This window comes from Flavobacterium sp. N1736, from assembly GCF_025947065.1.
Taxonomy (GTDB): Bacteria; Bacteroidota; Bacteroidia; order Flavobacteriales; family Flavobacteriaceae; genus Flavobacterium.
On record NZ_CP109994.1, the window covers coordinates 2,493,576 to 2,512,698 of the forward strand.

Here is a 19,123-nt window from a genome sequence, read left to right on the forward strand (position 1 = left end):
TTTTTATTATTAGAATTTGACATTAAGCGTTAAACCATAATTTCTCGTTAATGGCATAGAAGCTCTTTCAAGTCCCTGAGCATTACTATTATTATAGTTTGACTCCGGATCAATGTTTGGCACTTTGTCATAAATAGTCCATAAATTATGTGCAGAAAATGCTAAACTAATCGATTGAAATGGTGTTTTTGACAAATATGTTTTTGGAAAATTATAAGCAAAAGAAATCGCTCTTAATTTTACAAAATCAGCATCGTAAACAAAATTTGATGTTACATCGCTATAACTTCTCCAGTAATCGTATGCAGAAACGTTTGTGTTTACAGCATTTCCGTTTGTATCTGTTCCTGTTACTGCAACGCCGCCTTCACGACCCGGAAGTGACGCTTCAGATAATCCGTAACGCATTCCTAACTGGTTTGTAGCCGAATAGATTTCGCCTCCAAATTTAGCATCTACGAAAACCGAAAGTGTGAAATTTTTATAGGAGAAATCATTAGAAAGTCCCATAGAAGTTGGCGCAACACCTTGTCCTGCAATAATTAAGTTTCCTCTAAGGAATTTACCACTTGGGTCAAGTACAATATTTCCGTTTGCATCTCTTAAATAATCATACGCTTTGATTACGCCAAAAGGCTGCCCTTTTTCTAATACTACAGAAGCTCTTGCATCTCTGTTATCATCTAATAATTTGGTTGGAATTTTATCAGAAAGATTCACCACTTCACTATTATTATACGCAAAATTGTAACCAACGCTCCATGTAAAACTTGGTGTTTTTACTGCTTTTACATTGATAGCAAATTCAACTCCTTTGTTTAAAATTTCTCCCACATTGATTTTTGTAGTTCTAAAACCGGAAGCTTTAGAAATATCAGCATCAGCAATATCGTTTGTGGTTCTTTTTTGGTAGAAAGTCAAATCTGTACTTACTCTGTTATTGAAAAATGTGTTTTCAAAACCAAATTCGATTGTACTTACATTATAAGGTTTTAAGTATTTGTTTGGCACTGTGTCTCCGTTAATACCTAAAATTGGCTGTCCTTGCGAATCTGTTTGTCCGTCTGGAGTTGTGTATGTTAATGACAATGCATAAGCATCCGGCAATGCGCCTCCTACGTTACCCCAGCCTGCTCTTAATTTACCATAAGACATCCATTCCGGTAATTTAATTATTTCAGAATAAATAAAACTGGTGCTCACAGATGGATAAAAAATACTGTTATTTGATGGATCTAAAGTCGAAAACCAATCTTCACGACCTGTTAAACTTACATATAAGAAATCTTTATACCCTAAATCGGCTGAATAAAAAAGAGAGTTTACTTCACTTTCTGAAAACAATTTTTCTGTTTTATCAGGCTGTGTATTGGCATAAAAATATTTGAATGGCACGATAAAATTGTTTCCTTTCATTTTAATACCGCTCATTCTGTTATCCTGACGGTTGGCTCCAATAAAAGCATCCAAAGAAAGGTTTTTAACGATATCACCTTTGTATCCTAAAAATCCTGAAAAATTGACTTCTGAACGGTTTTCGATTCTGTTTTCAATTGATCCGCCCGGACTGTAATTAATTCCTGTTGGCTCAATCTCTGTATATTCATAGTTAATATCGTCGATACCCACTACTCCTTTTGCATAAATTTTATCGGTAATATTATAATTTACTTTTGCAGAACCTATAAAACGTTTTCTAAGATCTTCGTTTAATGTTTCTTGTGTAACATAATAAGGATTAGTGTGGTATACGTTTCCACCGAAATAATCTGCTTCACCGCCATTTTCGTCATAAGCATTGTTTATCCATCTAATGTCTGTTCCCGGAGTCATAAAAGTTACCGGGAATGACGGGTTTCTTGGCGAGTCATTCAAATAAGGTCTGTTATGACTTTTTTCAGAAATATATTGTGCGTTTGTTTCTACACTTATTTTTTTGTTTGGTGCCGAATTTAAACTCAAAGTCACGTTATTTCTTCCGAAATTTGTTCCCGGCAAAATAGATTCGTCTTTTGTATTTCCGAAAGATAACCTGAAATTTGTCGTTTCATTTCCGCCTGAAATTGCCAGTGTATTACTAAAAGAATATCCGGTTCTGTAGAAATTTTCCACATTATCCTGACCATAAGCTTTGTATGGTTTTGTAGTTCCGTCGATTGCCAAAGAAGGCGTTCCGTCGTATTTATCTCCCCATGCAAAATAGTATGAATCTCTAAGTTCCTGCAAGTTTGTAAATCGTGTTGCTACACCATTTACAGGCGCTCCGGCGCCATATTGATCTTGCCAGTGCAAAAGACTTGCCGGTGTATTAAAGGTAGAATTTGTACTAAAATCTACTCCAATTCCTGTTCCGCTTTTACCTTTTTTAGTTGTGATAAGAATTACACCATTTGATCCTCTATATCCGTAAAGAGCAGAAGCCGCACTACCTTTTAATACTGACATCGAAGCGATGTCATCAGGATTAAAAGAAGACATACCGTCACCTTTATCAGCTCCTCCGTACATTCCGGCGTTTCCTTGCTGGCTGTTATCAATAGGGATTCCGTCTACAACATACAAAGGCTGGTTAAGTCCCGAAGCAGAAGTTGCTCCACGAATTACAACACGGCTTGAACCTGAAGGTCCTGTAACCGGTGCAGAAACGTTAACTCCGGCAATTTTTCCCTGAAGTGCATTTCCTAAGTTAATTTCTTTGTTTTTTGTTAAGTCGTCTCCTTTTAATTCTCCAACGGCATAACCTAAACTTTTTCTTTGTTTTTTAACTCCAAATGAAGTTACTACAACATCTTTTAATTCCTGTGCATTTTCGATTAATGCAACCGAAATTCTCGTTTCGTTTTCCTGCAGTACTACTGATTTTGATACAAAACCTATAGAAGTTACACTCAAAGTAACTTTACCTTCCGGAACGTTCATTTTAAATCGACCTTCAGCATCTGTAATTGCGCTAAATGGTTTTCCCTGAACTTCGATTGATGCAGCAACAATTCCCTTGTTCTCTGCATCTGTCACTATGCCTGTTATTAATCGATTTTGTGCCAGAGCTCCTAAGCTGCTGAACAATACCATTGCTAACATTGCTAATATTCGTTTCATAAGCATTTTTTTGGTTTAATTTGTTTTGATTTTGTTTTGTTTTGTAATGTGCTTGTTTTAAATAATTAATAAAAATTTGAACTCAATTTAATATGGCATTCAACGTTTTTTCGACTATCGAATACTATGTTTTTGATTTACTAAATATTTACTAAAACGATTTAGTAAACTGTTTAAAAAAAAACAAATCGCTTTGTTTTTTTATTTATCTATATTCGGTACGAAATCAGACGGATTCCCTAACGATTAATTTTCCTTTTTTGAGACTTTTTTCAACATCAAATGTGACCATATCCGTCATTTGACTCATTAACAATTGTATCGATTTAACCGCTATTTCTTTAATGGGCTGTGCAATAACGCTAATTGTTGGCGTATGCAATTTAAAACTGTCATGATCATCAAAACTAATGACTGAAATATCATTCGGAATTTTAAGTCCCATATCTTTAAAAGCCTGAAGACCTGTAAGTCCCATGTAATTTGTCAAAAATAAAACAGCATCAATTTGAGGATTTTTTTGAAAAAAATTGACAACGGTTTCAATTCTCGCTTCCTCGCTGCTATGGTATTCCATATGAAGAACAAGCGCTTCATTATAAATTCCTTCTTCTTTTAAGGCATCGCGATAACCATCTTCCCGCAATTTCATCTGAACCATTTCAGAAGTATTGTTGACAACGGCAATATGCTTGCAGCCTTTTTTAATCAGGAATTTAGTGGCTGAATTTGAGGCTTCGTAATTATCCATTACAACATGACTTACCCTTTGTCCCGGAAAATACCTGTCAATTAATACGACCGGTTTTTTCAATTTTAAAAGGAGATCAATGCTTTCTTCCAGATTTTGTGTTGGCGTAATTATAAAACCATCAACATTTGCCTGCAAAAGACTATGGATCAATTCTTCAGAACGTTCATCATCATCACCTGTACTGCAATAAAAAACTCTGTAATCTATATTTTTAGCTTCATCTTCAATAACTCTTGCCAAATCAGCAAAGAACTGATTTGAAATATCCTCGACAATAAGTCCAATAGATCTTGTTTTTCCGGTTCTTAAACTGGTCGCAATCATACTGGGTCTATAATTGAGTTTTTCGGCTACATCCTGTACTTTTTTAATGACAGAACTGCTAATTCCCATTTTTTCACCTTTACCGTTAATCACAAAAGATACTGTAGATATTGAAACTTGTGCCTCTGTAGCAATATCCTTTATTGTGATTTTTTTCATACAGTGGTTAGTGGTTTGTAAGGTTATTAATGGTCTAGCAAATATATACAAAAACAATTACTAAAACGATTTTGTAACAATTTTTTTGAACTAATCGTTTTTTTATTCAAATAAAAAAGAATTATTATTAGTAAATACGGGTATTTAGCTAATAATAATTCTTTTCATAAAGTACTTTTGACCATTTGGATTTATTAGTAATAAACGCTCAAAATGATGTTTGATTTAGAGCTGTCAATTATTTTTGAAAGCCTTTTAAAGAAGTTTTCATTTACCATTGGACATCCTTTGCTGTTAGAAATATAATAATCCTGTTCATCTTCCGGAACTGCGGAATAAAAATGTAAAACAATCGCACGTTTTAATGCGTTGTTGTTAGTTTCGTCTAAACCGGATAATTTATATGATTTTCCGAACATTCCGCTGTATGATTTTCCAATAGCATATTTGCCTAATGAGGTAGCATTAGAATTGGGTTCATTACTAAATTTCAATTCGCCTTTTATTTTGGTTTCAGAACCTGATCCGTGCGCTACAAGTCCCTGATCTATAATTTTATCGTTTACCAGGTCGTAAACAAAGAATCTGTTTTTTGCTGATTTGATTCTCATGTCAACAAAAAAAGCAATTTTGGTATTATAATTTGGGTTCGAATTAATCATTGCTTTTATGTCTGTAACCTGAGTATTAAATCTTTCCAATTCAATATCTGACAATGTGTTATTTTCTTTTATGCCTCCAAAAAAGGGCATTACTAAAAATAATAGTAAGTTGACTATTTTCATAAAAATGTGCTTTAAAGTTTAAATCACTGTTTGATTATTAAACATGATTTCAGCTATGATTTAAACTAATTTTAAGTGCACAAATTTACATTGCAATTAAACCGAAAATAGACCGTAAAAGACTGAAAAACAAGACAATAAGACTCAATAAATATATTATTTAAGCTGCGGATTATGCATAAAAAAGCCCTGTAAAACAAATATTTTACAAGGCTTTTTATTTAAGTATGCGAATAGTTAGGCTTTATTCAAGAATAACAGGAACATCGAGCGTTTTATCTTTTGTTTTTGCCAATTGATTGACTCTCCACATTAAAAATACGGTGGTTAAAGTAACCGCAGCAATAACATAACCCAGAACATCATAGTTTTCAAGAGGTGATGTTTTTGTTTTTTGGTGCACAATAAATCCCGCACAAACAGCTGCAATTCCGCCTGCAATTTGCTGTAATGATGATGTAATCGACATATAGGCGCCACGATCTTTCATTTCAGGAATTGCTGTATTTAGCGTTGTTGCAGGAATCATTCGGCTCATGATTCCCATAAATAAAATCATGTTGATTACGACGATTTCCCATAGCGGAATTGGATTTAAGTTGGTGTAAATTAAAATCATAACGATTGAAATTACAGATCCTGCGGCAAACAATTTAAACTTGCTTACTTTATCACTTAATTTTCCAACTAAAGGCATTATAAATAATACTGAAATTCCGGTAAAGAAAAATACCATTGGCAATTCGAGCTGGCTAATATGAATATTGTTTACCAAAAACGCACTTCCAAAGGGCTGTAACATAAAACCTCCAACAGAAAGAAACGCAATTGACGTAAAACCTATCTGATATTGTTTGTTGCTAAGCGTATGCCAAAGGTGCAAAAACGGACTTTTGTCTGATTGCAATTCTAAATGTTTGGTGATTGGTTTCATTTGGGTTAAAATTGCAATTAAAATAAGCAATCCTAAAACGGCGATCATAATAAATGCCGAATGCCAGCCCCAGTTATTGGCAAAATATAATCCTACGGGAATACCTAAAATCTGGCTTGTTGCAAATGCCATTTGAATAAAACCCATAACACGGCCTCTTTGCTGAATAACGAATAAATCAGTCACAATAGCTAATGAAACAGAACCAATTACACCGCCAAAAAGTCCGGTAACGATTCTTGCCATTAACAGCATTTGGTAACTTGTAGAAAGGGCACAAAAAACAGTACCAATTATAAATCCGGTGTAAAAGAATATGAGGAGTTTTTTTCTGTCAAACTTATCTGCAAAACCCGCAGCAAGCAATCCCGAAACCCCGGCACTAAATGCATAAGCCGAAACCGCAAAACCAAAGTTTGCCGTTGTCATGTCTAATGTTTTCATCAGGATATCTCCCAACGGAGAAATGACCATAAAATCGAGTATAACAGTGAATTGTAAGAGCGCCAGTATGGCAATAATTATTTTTTGGTTGGAAGTAAAAGCCGGAACTTCTATTTTAGTTTTTTCCATTTTAACGGTTTGTATTTTTTGATTAGGTTAATTCCTGGCACTCGTGGCCAAGTTGATTGATGATATTGATAATTATTTCCGGCTCGAGTGTTTCTGAAACAACACGAAGTACACGGTCGACATCTTCGCAATCGACGCTCCATTGCTGAATATCTTTATGATTGCCTAATGTTGTATTTATGGCACAATCCGGATATATTTTATCAATATTTGTTTTAAAAATATGTATTTTTTGTAAATCTGTTTCCATAATTTTTCATGGTTTTAAAGCTTTTACTGCAGCCTGAAAGGCTTCTTTCATTATTTCTTTGGTTAACACAAATGGTTTTCCTCCCAAACTTTTTCCTTCGGTATGAAAGTTCAACAAAGTGTATAACGGCCCGTAGGCGATACTCCAAAAAGCTTCAAATGACATCGGAATTAGCTCTTTATTTTCCAGTCCGTTATCTATAAACTGTTTCATAATAGCCCTGAAATCTGAGAACTCTTTAATAGTGTCTAAAATAGCTTCTGAGTGAGGCGAATGTTTAATAATTTCAAAAAATGCAACTTCTTTTGGATATTTCATGGTAAAGTCGGCGCGGTTTTCCCATTGTCTCCACAAACCTTCTTCAAACGACATATCCGGCGAAAAATCTTTAATCGTTCCCGCAAAAAACTTTAATGCAATTTTGCCGCCTATTTTCTGAATCAAATCATCCTTGTCTTTGTAATAAATATATAAAGTCGCGACGGAAATATTACAGGCTTTTGCTAATTTGTTCATACTAAAACCCTGAAATCCGTCTCGTACAATTTGATCAATCGCATTTTCGATCACCAAATTTTCCTTATCAATATCTCTTACTCTCATGCAACTCAATTTTTGACAAAGATAAAATAATAAATGAATGAGCATTCTTTTATTTATTATTTTTTTTATTTTATTTTATTGACTTACATCAAACTTTCCGATTTAAAACAACTTTAGATTTGCGGGGTAAAATTTAATTATAGAATCCATAACAATGATAGATACATTAATAAGTCCGTTAGAAAAATTTGGTTTAACCAGTTATGAACGCGTAGAAAATGCTTTAAAACATTTGCAAAACGGAAAAGGCATTTTACTTACCGATGACGAAGACAGGGAAAATGAAGGCGATTTGATTTTTTCTGCTCAACATATGAATGTTGCCGATATGGCTTTGATGATTCGTGAATGCAGCGGAATTGTTTGTCTTTGCCTGACAAATGAAAAAGCCGATGCATTGGATTTGCCTTATATGGTGCACGAAAATACAAGCAGTTTTCAAACTCCGTTTACAATTACTATCGAAGCTGCAAAAGGCGTTACAACAGGAGTTTCTGCGGCAGACAGAATAACCACGATTAAAGCCGCCTGCAATGAAAATGCAAAACCTTCAGATTTGGCAAGACCGGGACACATTTTTCCGCTTCGTGGAAAGAAAAACGGCGTTCTCGAAAGAAACGGACACACGGAAGGAAGTATCGATTTAATGAAATTAGCGGGCTTAAAACCTCAGGCGATTTTGTGTGAACTAATGAATGAAGATGGCACGATGGCCAAACTTGACAAAATAATTAGCTTTGCAGAGCAGCACGATTTAATAGTTTTATCGATAGAAGATATTGCCTATTACCGTAAATTTGTGGCAGACTACATTTAAGATGATATACGAACAGCTTGGTCATTACATTAAAAAGAATATCGAGATTTGCGATGAAGATTTAAATACCATTCTTTCTTATTTTAAACCTTTAAAACATAAAAAGAATGATCTTTTGCTTTCTCAGGGACAAACCAGCCAACAGAGTTTTTTTGTTGGCAAGGGTTGTTTAAGAATTTTTTTTATTAATGAAGAAGGAAAAGATGTTACGCGATATATTGCTTTCGAAAATCAGCTGGCAACGGCTTTGGTAAGTTTTATTACAAAATCTCCTTCGGCAGAATATATTCAGGTAGTCGAAAAATCAGAACTTTTAAGCATTAGCCATGACGATTTTAATTATTTGATGGAAACGATTCCGCAATGGCGCGCCTTTTATTCTGTTTATCTCGAAAAGGCTTACGTTAATAGTTCAAACCGATTAATGTCGTTTACTACAATGGATGCATTAGAAAGATACCATCAGCTTTTGCAAGTAAACCCAACGATTGTAAAGCGCCTGCCAAATAAAATCGTGGCATCATATATTAATATTTCGCAGGAAACTTTAAGCCGTTTAAAATCTAAAATTTGATGACAGAACCTGCGTTTTTGTCATCCCGAAGAACGAGATACATTGTGATTATGTTTGTTTAGTCCCTACGGGACAATTGTATAACCGGAACATTTTTTCTACCAACATTTAACCTCTACGAGGTACAAAATCAAATACTCCTTTAGGAGTTAAATATTGGTAGAAATTAAATTAGAATGTAACAATTGTCCCATAGGGACTACATATAAAAATTACACACCACAGTTTGATCGATAGATTTAAAAAATAAGGAGTAAAATTCTTTCAATCTGATTATCAACAATATCCGAAGCGAAAAATCAAAACGGTTTAAAAGAAAATACTATATTTGCCGGGCAAAAAATGCCAAAAAAATCCGCTAACAGTATTCCCTTTATTTAAAAACATCTTTGAAATTCTCTTTAAAAAATATCTTTTCAGGTCGTAACTTTATCATTTTAGGAATCGTTTTTATTGCGCTTACGTTACTTTCTATTTATGTATTAAGTAATTTAATTACTCAAATCACCGAAAAATCAAATACGGAAAGTACCAAACGAAATTTTCTTAAACGAGAAGAAGTCGTGCAACAGGAATTCTCCCGTTTTCTGGAAACTCAAAAAGAGCTCGATCATATTATTAAAATTAGTAATGCTGAAAATCTGGCAGATCATTTAAGAGTTTTAAGCACGATTCATACCAATGATAGTTTGATTAAAAACACCTGGTTTCAGATTAACAATAATAAAATAGAATTTACAACTTCTAAAAACAATGCAAATCGTGATGCTTCTATAAAAGATTTTATTCTTAAAAATAATGCCAAAAATCAATCCGGCGCTATTATAAAAGACAAAGAAAACTTTTTTTGGCGTATTTATTTTAAGTCGGTTGCTGCAAACGGCACCATCGTTCGATATGGTTTTGATGTGGATCTTAAAGCACTGCAATCTTATTTTTATACGATCAACCAAAATTTACCCAATTATGCTTTTGTTTTTGATGAACATGGAACTATTATTTATCATCCTGAAATAAACCTTTTAGAAAAGAATGCTTTTAAGATTGCCAACCTGACTTCGGCTGATACTACTTTTATCAATGACGAGTTTTACGGCAAAAAAATAGCGTTATCAGAATATCTGAAATTGGATATTGTGCGCTATACAAAACGGCTTAATGTAAAAAACACGAATTGGTATATTTCTGTAAACTCACCAAAAGAAATTGGAAATGAAGATGTCGATTCTGTAAAAAAATACGCTTCTTTAATATATGTTATCACGACTTCGATACTGATTTTGTTTTTTTATCTTTTTACCATTTTTAACAAAAAAACATTCCGCGAAAAAGCCATTCTTTCGAGAGAAAAGAACAGACTTCTGTTAGAAAATGAAAAGATAAATAAAGAGAAAGCACTGATACAGTTGCAACAGCTGAAAGAACAAATTAATCCTCATTTTTTATTCAATTCGCTAAACTCACTTTATATGCTTATTGACAGCGATACAGGCGTTGCACGAAAATTTACGCTCAATCTTTCTAAGATTTACCGCTACTTAATTAATCCGCCGTTGCAAAATATTGTGACGCTGCAGGAGGAACTTCTTTTTATAGAAAAGTACATTTTTTTACAGCAGACAAGGTTTAAAAAAGAATTCATTTTTACGGTTGATATCGTTGATGATGAGAATGTTCTGTCGAAAAAAGTTCCGTATCTGGCTTTTCAGATTGCGATAGAAAATGCTCTAAAACACAATATTGCTTCAGATGAAAATCCGTTGGAAATTAGTATTGAAATTAGAGAAACCGAGGTTATTATCACCAATAATCTAAATGAAAAACAAAACTCCGAAAAGGGGTCACAATTTGGTCATAAATATTTAGAAAGTATTTATACTTTTTATGCTAAAAATGATTTTCGAGCTTACAAAAAAGACGGGAAATTTACTTGCATTTTACCTCTAATTGGATAAAAAGAAAACATTCACTCCCAAAAAAAAGCCACTCACTCCATTTTGTTTTTTTTAACATAATTTATCGAATATTTTCGACAAAAATTAACTTAAACTTAACTTTCACAATGAGGGAAAAGGCAATATTGATGAATCTGAAAAACATTGTTTTAGTAGCAGCGCTATTAAGTACATGTTCTGTGGTTTCTCAAAAAAAGAATAAAAAAGACAAAGAAAATACAGAACAAGCTGCAGATTCCCTTAAATCTTCAAAAGGGAAAAATTACAACGACCTTATTAAAAAGGGAACTTTCAAAAAAGGCTTGTTCAATACCATTCAGGTTAAAACAGATTTATATTTAGAAATAAACGATTCGCTTTTTCAAAGGGAATTTTTAGTAGTTAATAAACTTTCTAATGTTCCAATGCCGGTTAACGATGCCGGACTTAATAAAGGAATAAATTACGAAAACAAGATTATTACTTTTCATAAAGATCTTGTTGCAAAAAAAGTTTGGGTAAAGTCATCTGTCCCAAAAGTTTCTTCGCCTGTTGGAGACGCAATTACAGCATCGGTAAACAGCAATTTCTCAGAATCAATTATCGAAGTTTTTGATATTGAAACAAAAAATAATGATTCTACTTCGATTGTAATTAAAGCAAATAAAGTTTTTGACGGAAAACAAAAGAGTTTTAATGATGTTTTAAGCAATATTGGTCTTGGCGGATCTGTAAAATCAGAGCTTTCGTATATAGAAAGTGTGAAGACGTTTCCAAATAATATTGTGGTTAAATCTCAGCTTACGACTTCTGTTGCCGAAGGCGGTCCTGCCCTTTCGGTTACTCTTGGCGTAACAAGTAATATTATTTTGTTGGATAAAACACCAATGCAAGCCCGTTTTGCGGATAAACGCATTGGTTATTTCTCAGAAAAACACTGGTATTTTAGCGATGACCAACAGGCAATGCGTGAGAAGGAATTGATTACTCGCTGGAGATTAGAGCCTAAAAAAGAGGACATTGAAAAATATAAAAATGGCGAATTAGTAGAGCCAAAAAAGCCTATTGTTTACTACATCGATCCTTCGACTCCTAAACAATGGCGCTCTTATATCATCGAAGGGGTTCGTGACTGGCAAATTGCATTTGAAAAAGCAGGCTTTAAAAATGCGGTTATTGCCAAAGAACCTACTGATGAAGACACTGATTTTGATATAGATGACGTTCGTTATTCTGTTATCACTTATGTTGCATCGCAAAAATCTAATGCGATGGGACCAGCGGTTGTTGATCCTAGAAGTGGCGAAATTATAGAATCAGATATTATTTGGTGGCATAATGTGATGACGTCACTTCATAGCTGGATGCGCATACAAACGGGTGCAATCGATCCAAAAGCAAGAGGAAATAAATTTAGTGATGAACATATGGGAGAAGCAATTCGTTTTGTTTCGTCTCATGAAGTAGGTCACACCTTTGGTTTAAAACACAATATGGGCGCTTCATTTGCTTATGATGTAGAATCGCTTCGTTCTAAGGATTTTACGGCAAAAATGGGCGGAACTGCTCCTTCTATCATGGATTATGCACGATATAATTATATCGCTCAGCCGGAAGATAATGTAGAAGCCATTACGCCAAAAATTGGTGAATATGACAAATACGCCATCGAATGGGGTTACAGATGGTACGCGAATGAAAATGAGGAACATGCTGCTTTAAACGCTTTGATTACGAAACATCAGGATGATCCAATTTATTTTTACGGAGAACAACAAGACGGAGATGCCACAATTGATCCGCGTTCACAATCTGAAGATTTAGGAAATGATGCCATGAAAGCCAGCGAATATGGGCTTAAAAACTTAAAAAGGGTTGTAAGTCATATTCTGGAATGGACGTATGATAAAGATGAATCGTATTACGGAACAGGTAAACTTTATATTGGCGCAATTGGTCAATGGAATTTGTATAACTATCATGTATTAAGCAATCTTGGCGGTATTTATTTAAACACTACCGTTCACGGCGATAATAAAGCGAGTTATATTCCGGTACCGGCTGCGGTGCAAAAAAGAGCGGTTGCTTATTTATTAAAAAATAGTATTGCGCTTCCTGAATGGTTGTTTTTTAATGCGATTTTGGATAAAACAAATCCTTTAAAAGATTCTCCGCTTGGACCTTACGAATATACGCCTTACACATTGGCAAGAGAGCTTCAATATGGAATATTGTACAGTATGTTAAGCGATGATCGTTTGTTGCGAATTACTGAAAACGAATTATTTCAGCGTAACGAAACGAAAGAAAATGTGTTTACGGTAACGCAATTATTTAAAACGTTACGCCAGAATATTTTTGCTTCGACGATTCAAAATAAATCATTGACAATTTTGGAACGTCTGACTCAGAAAAATTATGTTGATGTTTTAATTGTATCAACAAATAAACTTTTTGAAAAAACGGAGCCTAAAAAGAGTATCGAAATTCAGGAAAACCTAAGCATGCCTCAGTTGTGTGATTATTTAGATAATTCGAAAATGGCACGCAACATTAATCAATCTTCTTTAAAAAGAGTTTCGGAAGTTACATCTGATAAAAAAGGAGAATTAAATCAGGTTTTGCAATTATTAAAATCAAAAAGAAGTATTGGAAATCAGGAAACCAAAAACCATTATTTCGACCTGATTCAGCGTATAGAAAGAGCATTAAACAACACATTATAAAATTTTTAACCAAACCCAAATTCCAGAATGAAAAATCTATTTTACATGCTGAGTTTTCTCCTTGCCCTGTCCGGGTATGCCCAGGAAACCAGAACGATTAAAGGAAAAGTAACCGATTCTAAAGATGGGATGCCCTTATATGGTGTATCTGTCTTTGTTGAAAATGCTTCTATTTCAAACAGCACACAGCAAAAAGGCGTAATTCAAAGTTCAAGCCTTGGTACCGTTACTGATTTTGATGGTACATTTACATTACAAATAAATGGTAACGTTAAGTTTTTAAGGGTAACTTATATCGGCTATGAGTCTACATCTCTTGAAGTTACAAATCAAAAAAACTACAATGTTGGTTTAAAATCTGAAACCGCAGAATTGAAAGAGGTTGTGGTTACGGGTTACCAAAAAATCGAAACCAGAAAACTTACTTCTGCTGTTGGTAAAGCAAACATGATCGACATTCAACAAGCGGGTGTTGCCAGTATTGATCAATTATTAATTGGTCAGGTTACGGGTGTTGCCGTTACGCAGGCAACCGGAGCTCCTGGTACAATCGCGAAAGTGAGAATTCGTGGTACTGCTTCGCTTTCAGGGCCACAAGATCCGTTATGGGTTTTAGATGGTTTGCCTCTTGAAGGAAATGATGTTCCGCAAAACTACGATAAAGACAATATTGATCAATTGACTAACTTTTCTATTGCAGGTTTAAATCCTGAAGATATTAAAGATATTACGATCTTAAAAGATGCTTCGGCAACTGCTATTTACGGTGCAAGAGCTGCAAACGGAGTTATCGTTGTGACTACTAAAAAAGGTAAAAAAGGAAATATGAGAGTAAATTTTACTACGAATACTTTCCTTACGCAAAGACCTGATTTTTCTAAATTAAACTTAATGAATTCATCTCAAAAAGTAGACTTAGAATTAGCAATGGCTTCTGATGCAAATTTAACTTACAGAGATACCGGCGGACAAGTTTCCCGCATTCTAAATGGGGCTAATGAATTAGGAGCTTACAGAGCGGGAGGTTTTTCGTCTTTGAGCACAGATTCTCAAAACGCAATCAACACATTAAGAAACAACAATACAAACTGGGGTAATTTATTGTATCAGGATGCCGTAAATACACAATATGGTTTGAGCTTATCCGGTGGTGGAGAAAAATCTGATTACTACTTCTCTCTTGGTGCTTATGATGAAGAAGGAACTACAATTGGAACCGGATATAACAGATACAACCTTACGTTGAAAAACAACTTTGAAGTAAGTGATAAATTACGTGTTGGTGTTAGTATTTTTGGTTCTCAAAGTACAACAAAATCGTATGTATCAGATACAGATGCGTTTACAAATCCTGCAAATTATTCAAGAAATGTAAACCCTTATTTAACACCTACAAATGCTGACGGTAGTTTTAACTACGATAAGGATATTAGCGGATATAGCAATAACTCTGTATATGTTCCTTTTAACTTTCTTGAAGAAAGAGAAAACACATCTTACGAATTAAAAAACAGAGCTATAAAAGCCATTCTTGATATTGATTATAACATTACTAAAAACTTCAAAGCAACAACTCAGGTTGGTCTTCAATTTGACAATAATGCTTCTGAAAAATTTGCTGATAAAGAGACTTACTACACTAGAAAAGTAAGAGAAAATACAAAAAGATTCAGCGGCGGAGTTCCAACTTATTTCCTTCCTGATGGTGGAATTATTCAAAACTCAAATACTGACTTTTTTCAATACAACTGGAAAACGATGTTAAACTACAGCGCTGTTTTTAACAAAAAACATGAGGTTGAAGTTATGGCAGGTAGCGAATTAAGAAGAAATTACAATACTTCTATCGCAACCAAAGGTTTTGGATTTAATCCAACAACTTTAACGACTAAGCAAATCATTTTTCCTAACGAAAGTGTAGCTAACGAGGCTTTATACAGAACATACCAAAAAACAGAGAATGAAAATGCATTTGCTTCATTTTTTGCTACAGCATCGTATACGTATAACAGAAAATATACTGCTTTTGGTAGTGTGCGTTACGACGGATCAGATTTATTTGGTGTAGATCCTAAATACAAATACTTACCATTATGGGCTCTTTCAGGTTCTTGGTTGGTATCTGAAGAAAGCTTCTTAAAAGAGAACCCGTATTTATCTACTTTAAGATTACGTGCTTCTTATGGTTTACAAGGAAATATCGACAAAAACACGTCTCCTTATGTTGTTGGAGAATACAAAAACGTGGTTTTATTGCCGGGACAAAATGAGCAGACTATTTTTATCTCATCTCCGCCAAACGATAAATTAAGATGGGAAAAAACAACCAATACCAACTTTGGTTTTGATCTTGGTTTGTTTAACAACCGTGTAAGTGTTGTAACAGATGTTTACGGAAGAAAAAGCAGCGATTTAATTGGTTTACAATCTTTACCTATCGAAAATGGTTTTGAATTCTCTACTTTAAACTGGGCACAAGTGTCTAACAAAGGTTATGAGATTGCATTGACAACAAAAAATATCGAACGCCCTAATTTCTCCTGGACTACAAACATTAATTTCTCTCACAATAAGAGTAATGTTGATCGTGTTCAAATTAGAGAAAACACGTATACACCTTCAAGAGAAGGACATCCTGTGAATGCTGTATTCGCCCTAAAAACAGCAGGAATTGATGAAAATGGCTACCCTTTGTTTATTAATAAAAACGGAGAAACAGTTAACACAAATACCCTTTTTGCCCTATATGACCCTTATGCAGATTTTTTCCCCGGAGAAATTACGCAATCACGCTTAACAGCAACAGAAATGAGAGACCTATTTACCTACGTAGGAGATCGTGACCCTAAATTTACCGGAGGTTTTATCAACACGTTTAAAGTACATAACTTTGACCTAACCATTGCTACTACTTTCAACATTAAACAAACTGTTGTAGAAAGACCTCCTTATAATGGAACAATTGTAGATCGTGGACAAAATTATTCTACTGAAATTTTAAATGCATATTCTTCTACAAATACCACTTCAAACTTGCCTGGCATAGTAGGTAAAAACTCCGGAACAGGAGATTCATGGATGGCGTATAACTGGTATGCAGATGCAACACCAATAAATTCTTATGCTTTACTTGATACATGGGTAAAAGATATGAGTTACATGAGATTAAGCAGTATTCGTTTAGGATATTCATTGCCTAAAAAAGCAACTAACAGTGTTTTCATGGAAGATATCAGATTTAGTATTGAGGGAAGAAACTTATTTGTGGTAAGTTCTGATTACAAAGGTTACTTTGACCCTGAAACTTACGGAAATATCTACGCACAGCCAATTCCCAGATCACTATCTATAGGATGTAACTTAACTTTTTAAACTGATTTAAAATGAAAAATATATTAAAATATGCATTCTTTTTCGTCACAGCAATTACTACGGTAAGTTGTGATGATTATCTGGACGTACAACCAATTGGTAAAGTAATTCCTGAAACATTAGCAGATTACAGAGCCGTACTTACAAGAGGATACGAAGCTTTTCCTGAACATAAATCGCTTATTACATTAAGAACCGATGAAATGATTTTGGATGATTTTTCAAATGATTTCGTTTACTGGAAAGATATTTATTCCTGGAATGACGGAAATGCTGACAGAATCACAACAGATTTTCAATACGATGGTCTTTACAATACCATTTTTTATGCAAATGTTATTATTAATGACGCAAATGGTAAACTTGCAGCTTCTGCTGATAAAGATCAGTTAATTGGAGAAGCTTATGCATTGAGAGCTTACGCTTATTTCGACTTATTGAACTTGTTTGGAAAACCATACAATCCGGCTACCGCAGCTACAGACAAAGGAGTTCCGTTAGCTTTAAAAGTAGATTTAGAACAGGCTTATATTCCTGAAACTGTAGCCAAAGTTTACGAGCAAATTCTTTCTGATAAAGAAGAAGCTAAAAGATTGCTTAATAAAGACACTCAGGCAAAAGGATTAAATTACCGTTTCTCTAAAGCAGCTTTATATGCAATGGAATCTCGTATTTTTTTGTACCAAAAAGAATGGGCAAAGGCTATCGAAGCATCGAATAATGCCTTAACATACAAAAATGCTTTAGTAGACTTAAACGCTACTCCGGTTTTGCCAACAAGTTATGACGGAGTTGAATCAATATTAGCACTTGAAGATGTTTTTAATAATAACTTAAAAGGATCATCTTACGTTTCATCAGATTTATTAGATGCTTACGATCAGGTAAATGATTTACGTTTTGGAGTATATTTTAGAAAAAGCGGTGGAGATTTCTACTTTAAAAAAGGTGGAGAACTTGCTCAAAAATGTTCTTTCAGAGCAGCTGAATTATATTTGACAAAAGCAGAATCTTCAGCGCAGTTAAATGATTTAACAACAGCAAAAACTACTGTTTTAACTTTTATCAAAAAAAGATACAATGCGGCAGGTTACAATACACTTAGTGTAGAAATCGATGCCATGAACCAAACTGAACTTCTTGATTTTATTGGTCAGGAAAGACAACGTGAGTTTGCTGCAGAAGGACAACGTTGGTTTGATTTGAGAAGAACAACTCAAAAAGAAATCACACATTATGTATCCGGCGATGAATACATCTTAATTCAAAATGATCCGCGTTATACGCTGCCATTCCCACAGAATGCACGTTTAAATAATCCAAACTTGTAGATTCAATTAAGCTCCGTTTTTAACGGAGCTTTTTTTTTACCTTTGCAAAAAAAAGGAAATGAAAATTGCCATCATTGAAGATGAACATCTGGCTTCAAGTTATCTGAAATCAATTCTCGAACAACAACAAATTATCACCATCAGTGAAATTACAGTATTGAAATCAGTAAAAGATGCAGTTGCTTTTTTTAAAGAAAACACAGTCGATCTTTCGTTTATGGATATTCATTTGGGAGACGGAAAAAGCCTTGATATTTTTGAAGAAGCCACCATTTCATGTCCCGTTATTTTTATTACCGCTTATGATTCGTATGCCGTAAAAGTTTTTAAACATTTTACGATCGATTACCTTCTAAAACCTTACGAAGAACAGGAATTATTAGAAGCCTTATCCAAATACAAAAACATAAAGCAAACCTTTAATCCAAACCCAATTGTTGAATCTTTGGTCGAAATCGAAAATCAAAGCAATATTCAGCATCATTTTTTGGTAAGCCACAGAGATAAATTAATCTCAATAAATGACACCGCAATTCCGTATTTTTTTGCCACAGGAAAACACCTTTTTCTTCACACCAATTCTGGAAACAGTTATTTGTACAACAGCAACCTTAAAGATCTTATCAATAATCTGGATCCAAAATTATTTTTTAAGATAAACAGAAAATACATTATCAACAGACATCATATTCAGGAAATTGTAAAACATTCAAGCCAAAAAATTGAATTATTACTCAACATTTCCGTTCCCGATACTGAACCCATTATTTTAAGCAAAAAAGAAATTAATAATTTCAAAAACTGGCTAAACTCTTAAAGCCGGATTCTTCTTTTTGTATTCTTATGATTTGAGTCATAAAACAGAGCTTTATCGCCTGTTTAACTTTG

Annotated in this window: 13 protein-coding genes; 7 read left to right on the forward strand and 6 right to left on the reverse strand. The window is 34.1% G+C overall.

All coding sequences use genetic code 11. The features are described 5' to 3' along the window. Nucleotides 1–9: 9 nt before the first annotated feature. The 6 genes from OLM54_RS10330 to OLM54_RS10355 form a co-directional block, all read right to left on the reverse strand. Complete coding sequence (locus tag OLM54_RS10330; protein ID WP_264538499.1) at nt 10–3,099, reverse strand: SusC/RagA family TonB-linked outer membrane protein; 3,090 nt, start codon at nt 3,097–3,099, stop codon at nt 10–12. A 226-nt stretch (nt 3,100–3,325) separates the two neighbouring features. Continuing rightward, nucleotides 3,326–4,336, reverse strand: coding sequence for a LacI family DNA-binding transcriptional regulator (locus tag OLM54_RS10335; protein WP_264538500.1), 1,011 nt, complete (start codon nt 4,334–4,336; stop codon nt 3,326–3,328). Nucleotides 4,337–4,530: 194 nt separating this feature from the next. Beyond that, nucleotides 4,531–5,121: a murein L,D-transpeptidase catalytic domain family protein gene (locus OLM54_RS10340; protein ID WP_264538501.1), complete on the reverse strand. Its 591-nt coding sequence runs from the start codon at nt 5,119–5,121 to the stop codon at nt 4,531–4,533. 244 nt (nt 5,122–5,365) lie between these two features. After that, a complete protein-coding gene (locus OLM54_RS10345) occupies nt 5,366–6,628 on the reverse strand; it encodes an MFS transporter (protein ID WP_264538502.1) in 1,263 nt (420 codons plus the stop codon). 22 nt (nt 6,629–6,650) lie between these two features. After that, complete coding sequence (locus tag OLM54_RS10350) at nt 6,651–6,878, reverse strand: hypothetical protein (protein ID WP_264538503.1); 228 nt, start codon at nt 6,876–6,878, stop codon at nt 6,651–6,653. A 6-nt stretch (nt 6,879–6,884) separates the two neighbouring features. Further along, nucleotides 6,885–7,481: a TetR/AcrR family transcriptional regulator gene (locus tag OLM54_RS10355; protein ID WP_264538504.1), complete on the reverse strand. Its 597-nt coding sequence runs from the start codon at nt 7,479–7,481 to the stop codon at nt 6,885–6,887. Nucleotides 7,482–7,635: 154 nt separating this feature from the next. Here OLM54_RS10355 and ribB point away from each other — a divergent pair, with 154 nt between their 5' ends. The 7 genes from ribB to OLM54_RS10390 all read left to right on the forward strand — a co-directional run bounded on the left by ribB (nt 7,636) and on the right by OLM54_RS10390 (nt 19,052). Then, nucleotides 7,636–8,298, forward strand: coding sequence for a 3,4-dihydroxy-2-butanone-4-phosphate synthase (gene ribB / locus OLM54_RS10360; RefSeq protein WP_264538505.1), 663 nt, complete (start codon nt 7,636–7,638; stop codon nt 8,296–8,298). 1 nt (nt 8,299) lies between these two features. Beyond that, nucleotides 8,300–8,872, forward strand: coding sequence for a Crp/Fnr family transcriptional regulator (locus OLM54_RS10365; RefSeq protein ID WP_264538506.1), 573 nt, complete (start codon nt 8,300–8,302; stop codon nt 8,870–8,872). A gap of 389 nt (nt 8,873–9,261) precedes the next feature. Beyond that, the gene (locus OLM54_RS10370; RefSeq protein WP_264538507.1) at nt 9,262–10,827 is read left to right on the forward strand and encodes a histidine kinase; all 1,566 of its coding nucleotides are present in this window, start codon (nt 9,262–9,264) and stop codon (nt 10,825–10,827) included. Between the two features lie 107 nt (nt 10,828–10,934). Beyond that, nucleotides 10,935–13,532 (forward strand): zinc-dependent metalloprotease, encoded by a 2,598-nt coding sequence (locus OLM54_RS10375; RefSeq protein ID WP_264538508.1) that lies wholly within the window; start codon nt 10,935–10,937, stop codon nt 13,530–13,532. A gap of 27 nt (nt 13,533–13,559) precedes the next feature. Beyond that, entirely contained in the window at nt 13,560–16,904 is a 3,345-nt protein-coding gene (locus tag OLM54_RS10380; RefSeq protein ID WP_264538509.1) for a SusC/RagA family TonB-linked outer membrane protein, read from the forward strand. An 11-nt stretch (nt 16,905–16,915) separates the two neighbouring features. Then, complete coding sequence (locus tag OLM54_RS10385) at nt 16,916–18,235, forward strand: RagB/SusD family nutrient uptake outer membrane protein (RefSeq protein ID WP_264538510.1); 1,320 nt, start codon at nt 16,916–16,918, stop codon at nt 18,233–18,235. A gap of 58 nt (nt 18,236–18,293) precedes the next feature. Then, the gene (locus OLM54_RS10390; protein ID WP_264538511.1) at nt 18,294–19,052 is read left to right on the forward strand and encodes a LytR/AlgR family response regulator transcription factor; all 759 of its coding nucleotides are present in this window, start codon (nt 18,294–18,296) and stop codon (nt 19,050–19,052) included. Nucleotides 19,053–19,123: the final 71 nt, after the last annotated feature.

Excerpts from the sequence above, each read along its gene's own strand:
- OLM54_RS10385 (WP_264538510.1), top strand. The coding sequence starts at position 16,916 with ATGAAAAATATATTAAAATATGCATTCTTTTTCGTCACAGCAATTACT.
- OLM54_RS10340 (WP_264538501.1), bottom strand. The coding sequence starts at position 5,121 with ATGAAAATAGTCAACTTACTATTATTTTTAGTAATGCCCTTTTTTGGA.
- OLM54_RS10355 (WP_264538504.1), bottom strand. The coding sequence starts at position 7,481 with ATGAGAGTAAGAGATATTGATAAGGAAAATTTGGTGATCGAAAATGCG.
- OLM54_RS10390 (WP_264538511.1), top strand. The coding sequence starts at position 18,294 with ATGAAAATTGCCATCATTGAAGATGAACATCTGGCTTCAAGTTATCTG.
- OLM54_RS10335 (WP_264538500.1), bottom strand. The coding sequence starts at position 4,336 with ATGAAAAAAATCACAATAAAGGATATTGCTACAGAGGCACAAGTTTCA.
- OLM54_RS10350 (WP_264538503.1), bottom strand. The coding sequence starts at position 6,878 with ATGGAAACAGATTTACAAAAAATACATATTTTTAAAACAAATATTGAT.
- OLM54_RS10380 (WP_264538509.1), top strand. The coding sequence starts at position 13,560 with ATGAAAAATCTATTTTACATGCTGAGTTTTCTCCTTGCCCTGTCCGGG.
- OLM54_RS10330 (WP_264538499.1), bottom strand. The coding sequence starts at position 3,099 with ATGAAACGAATATTAGCAATGTTAGCAATGGTATTGTTCAGCAGCTTA.
- OLM54_RS10345 (WP_264538502.1), bottom strand. The coding sequence starts at position 6,628 with ATGGAAAAAACTAAAATAGAAGTTCCGGCTTTTACTTCCAACCAAAAA.
- OLM54_RS10375 (WP_264538508.1), top strand. The coding sequence starts at position 10,935 with ATGAGGGAAAAGGCAATATTGATGAATCTGAAAAACATTGTTTTAGTA.
- OLM54_RS10365 (WP_264538506.1), top strand. The coding sequence starts at position 8,300 with ATGATATACGAACAGCTTGGTCATTACATTAAAAAGAATATCGAGATT.
- ribB (WP_264538505.1), top strand. The coding sequence starts at position 7,636 with ATGATAGATACATTAATAAGTCCGTTAGAAAAATTTGGTTTAACCAGT.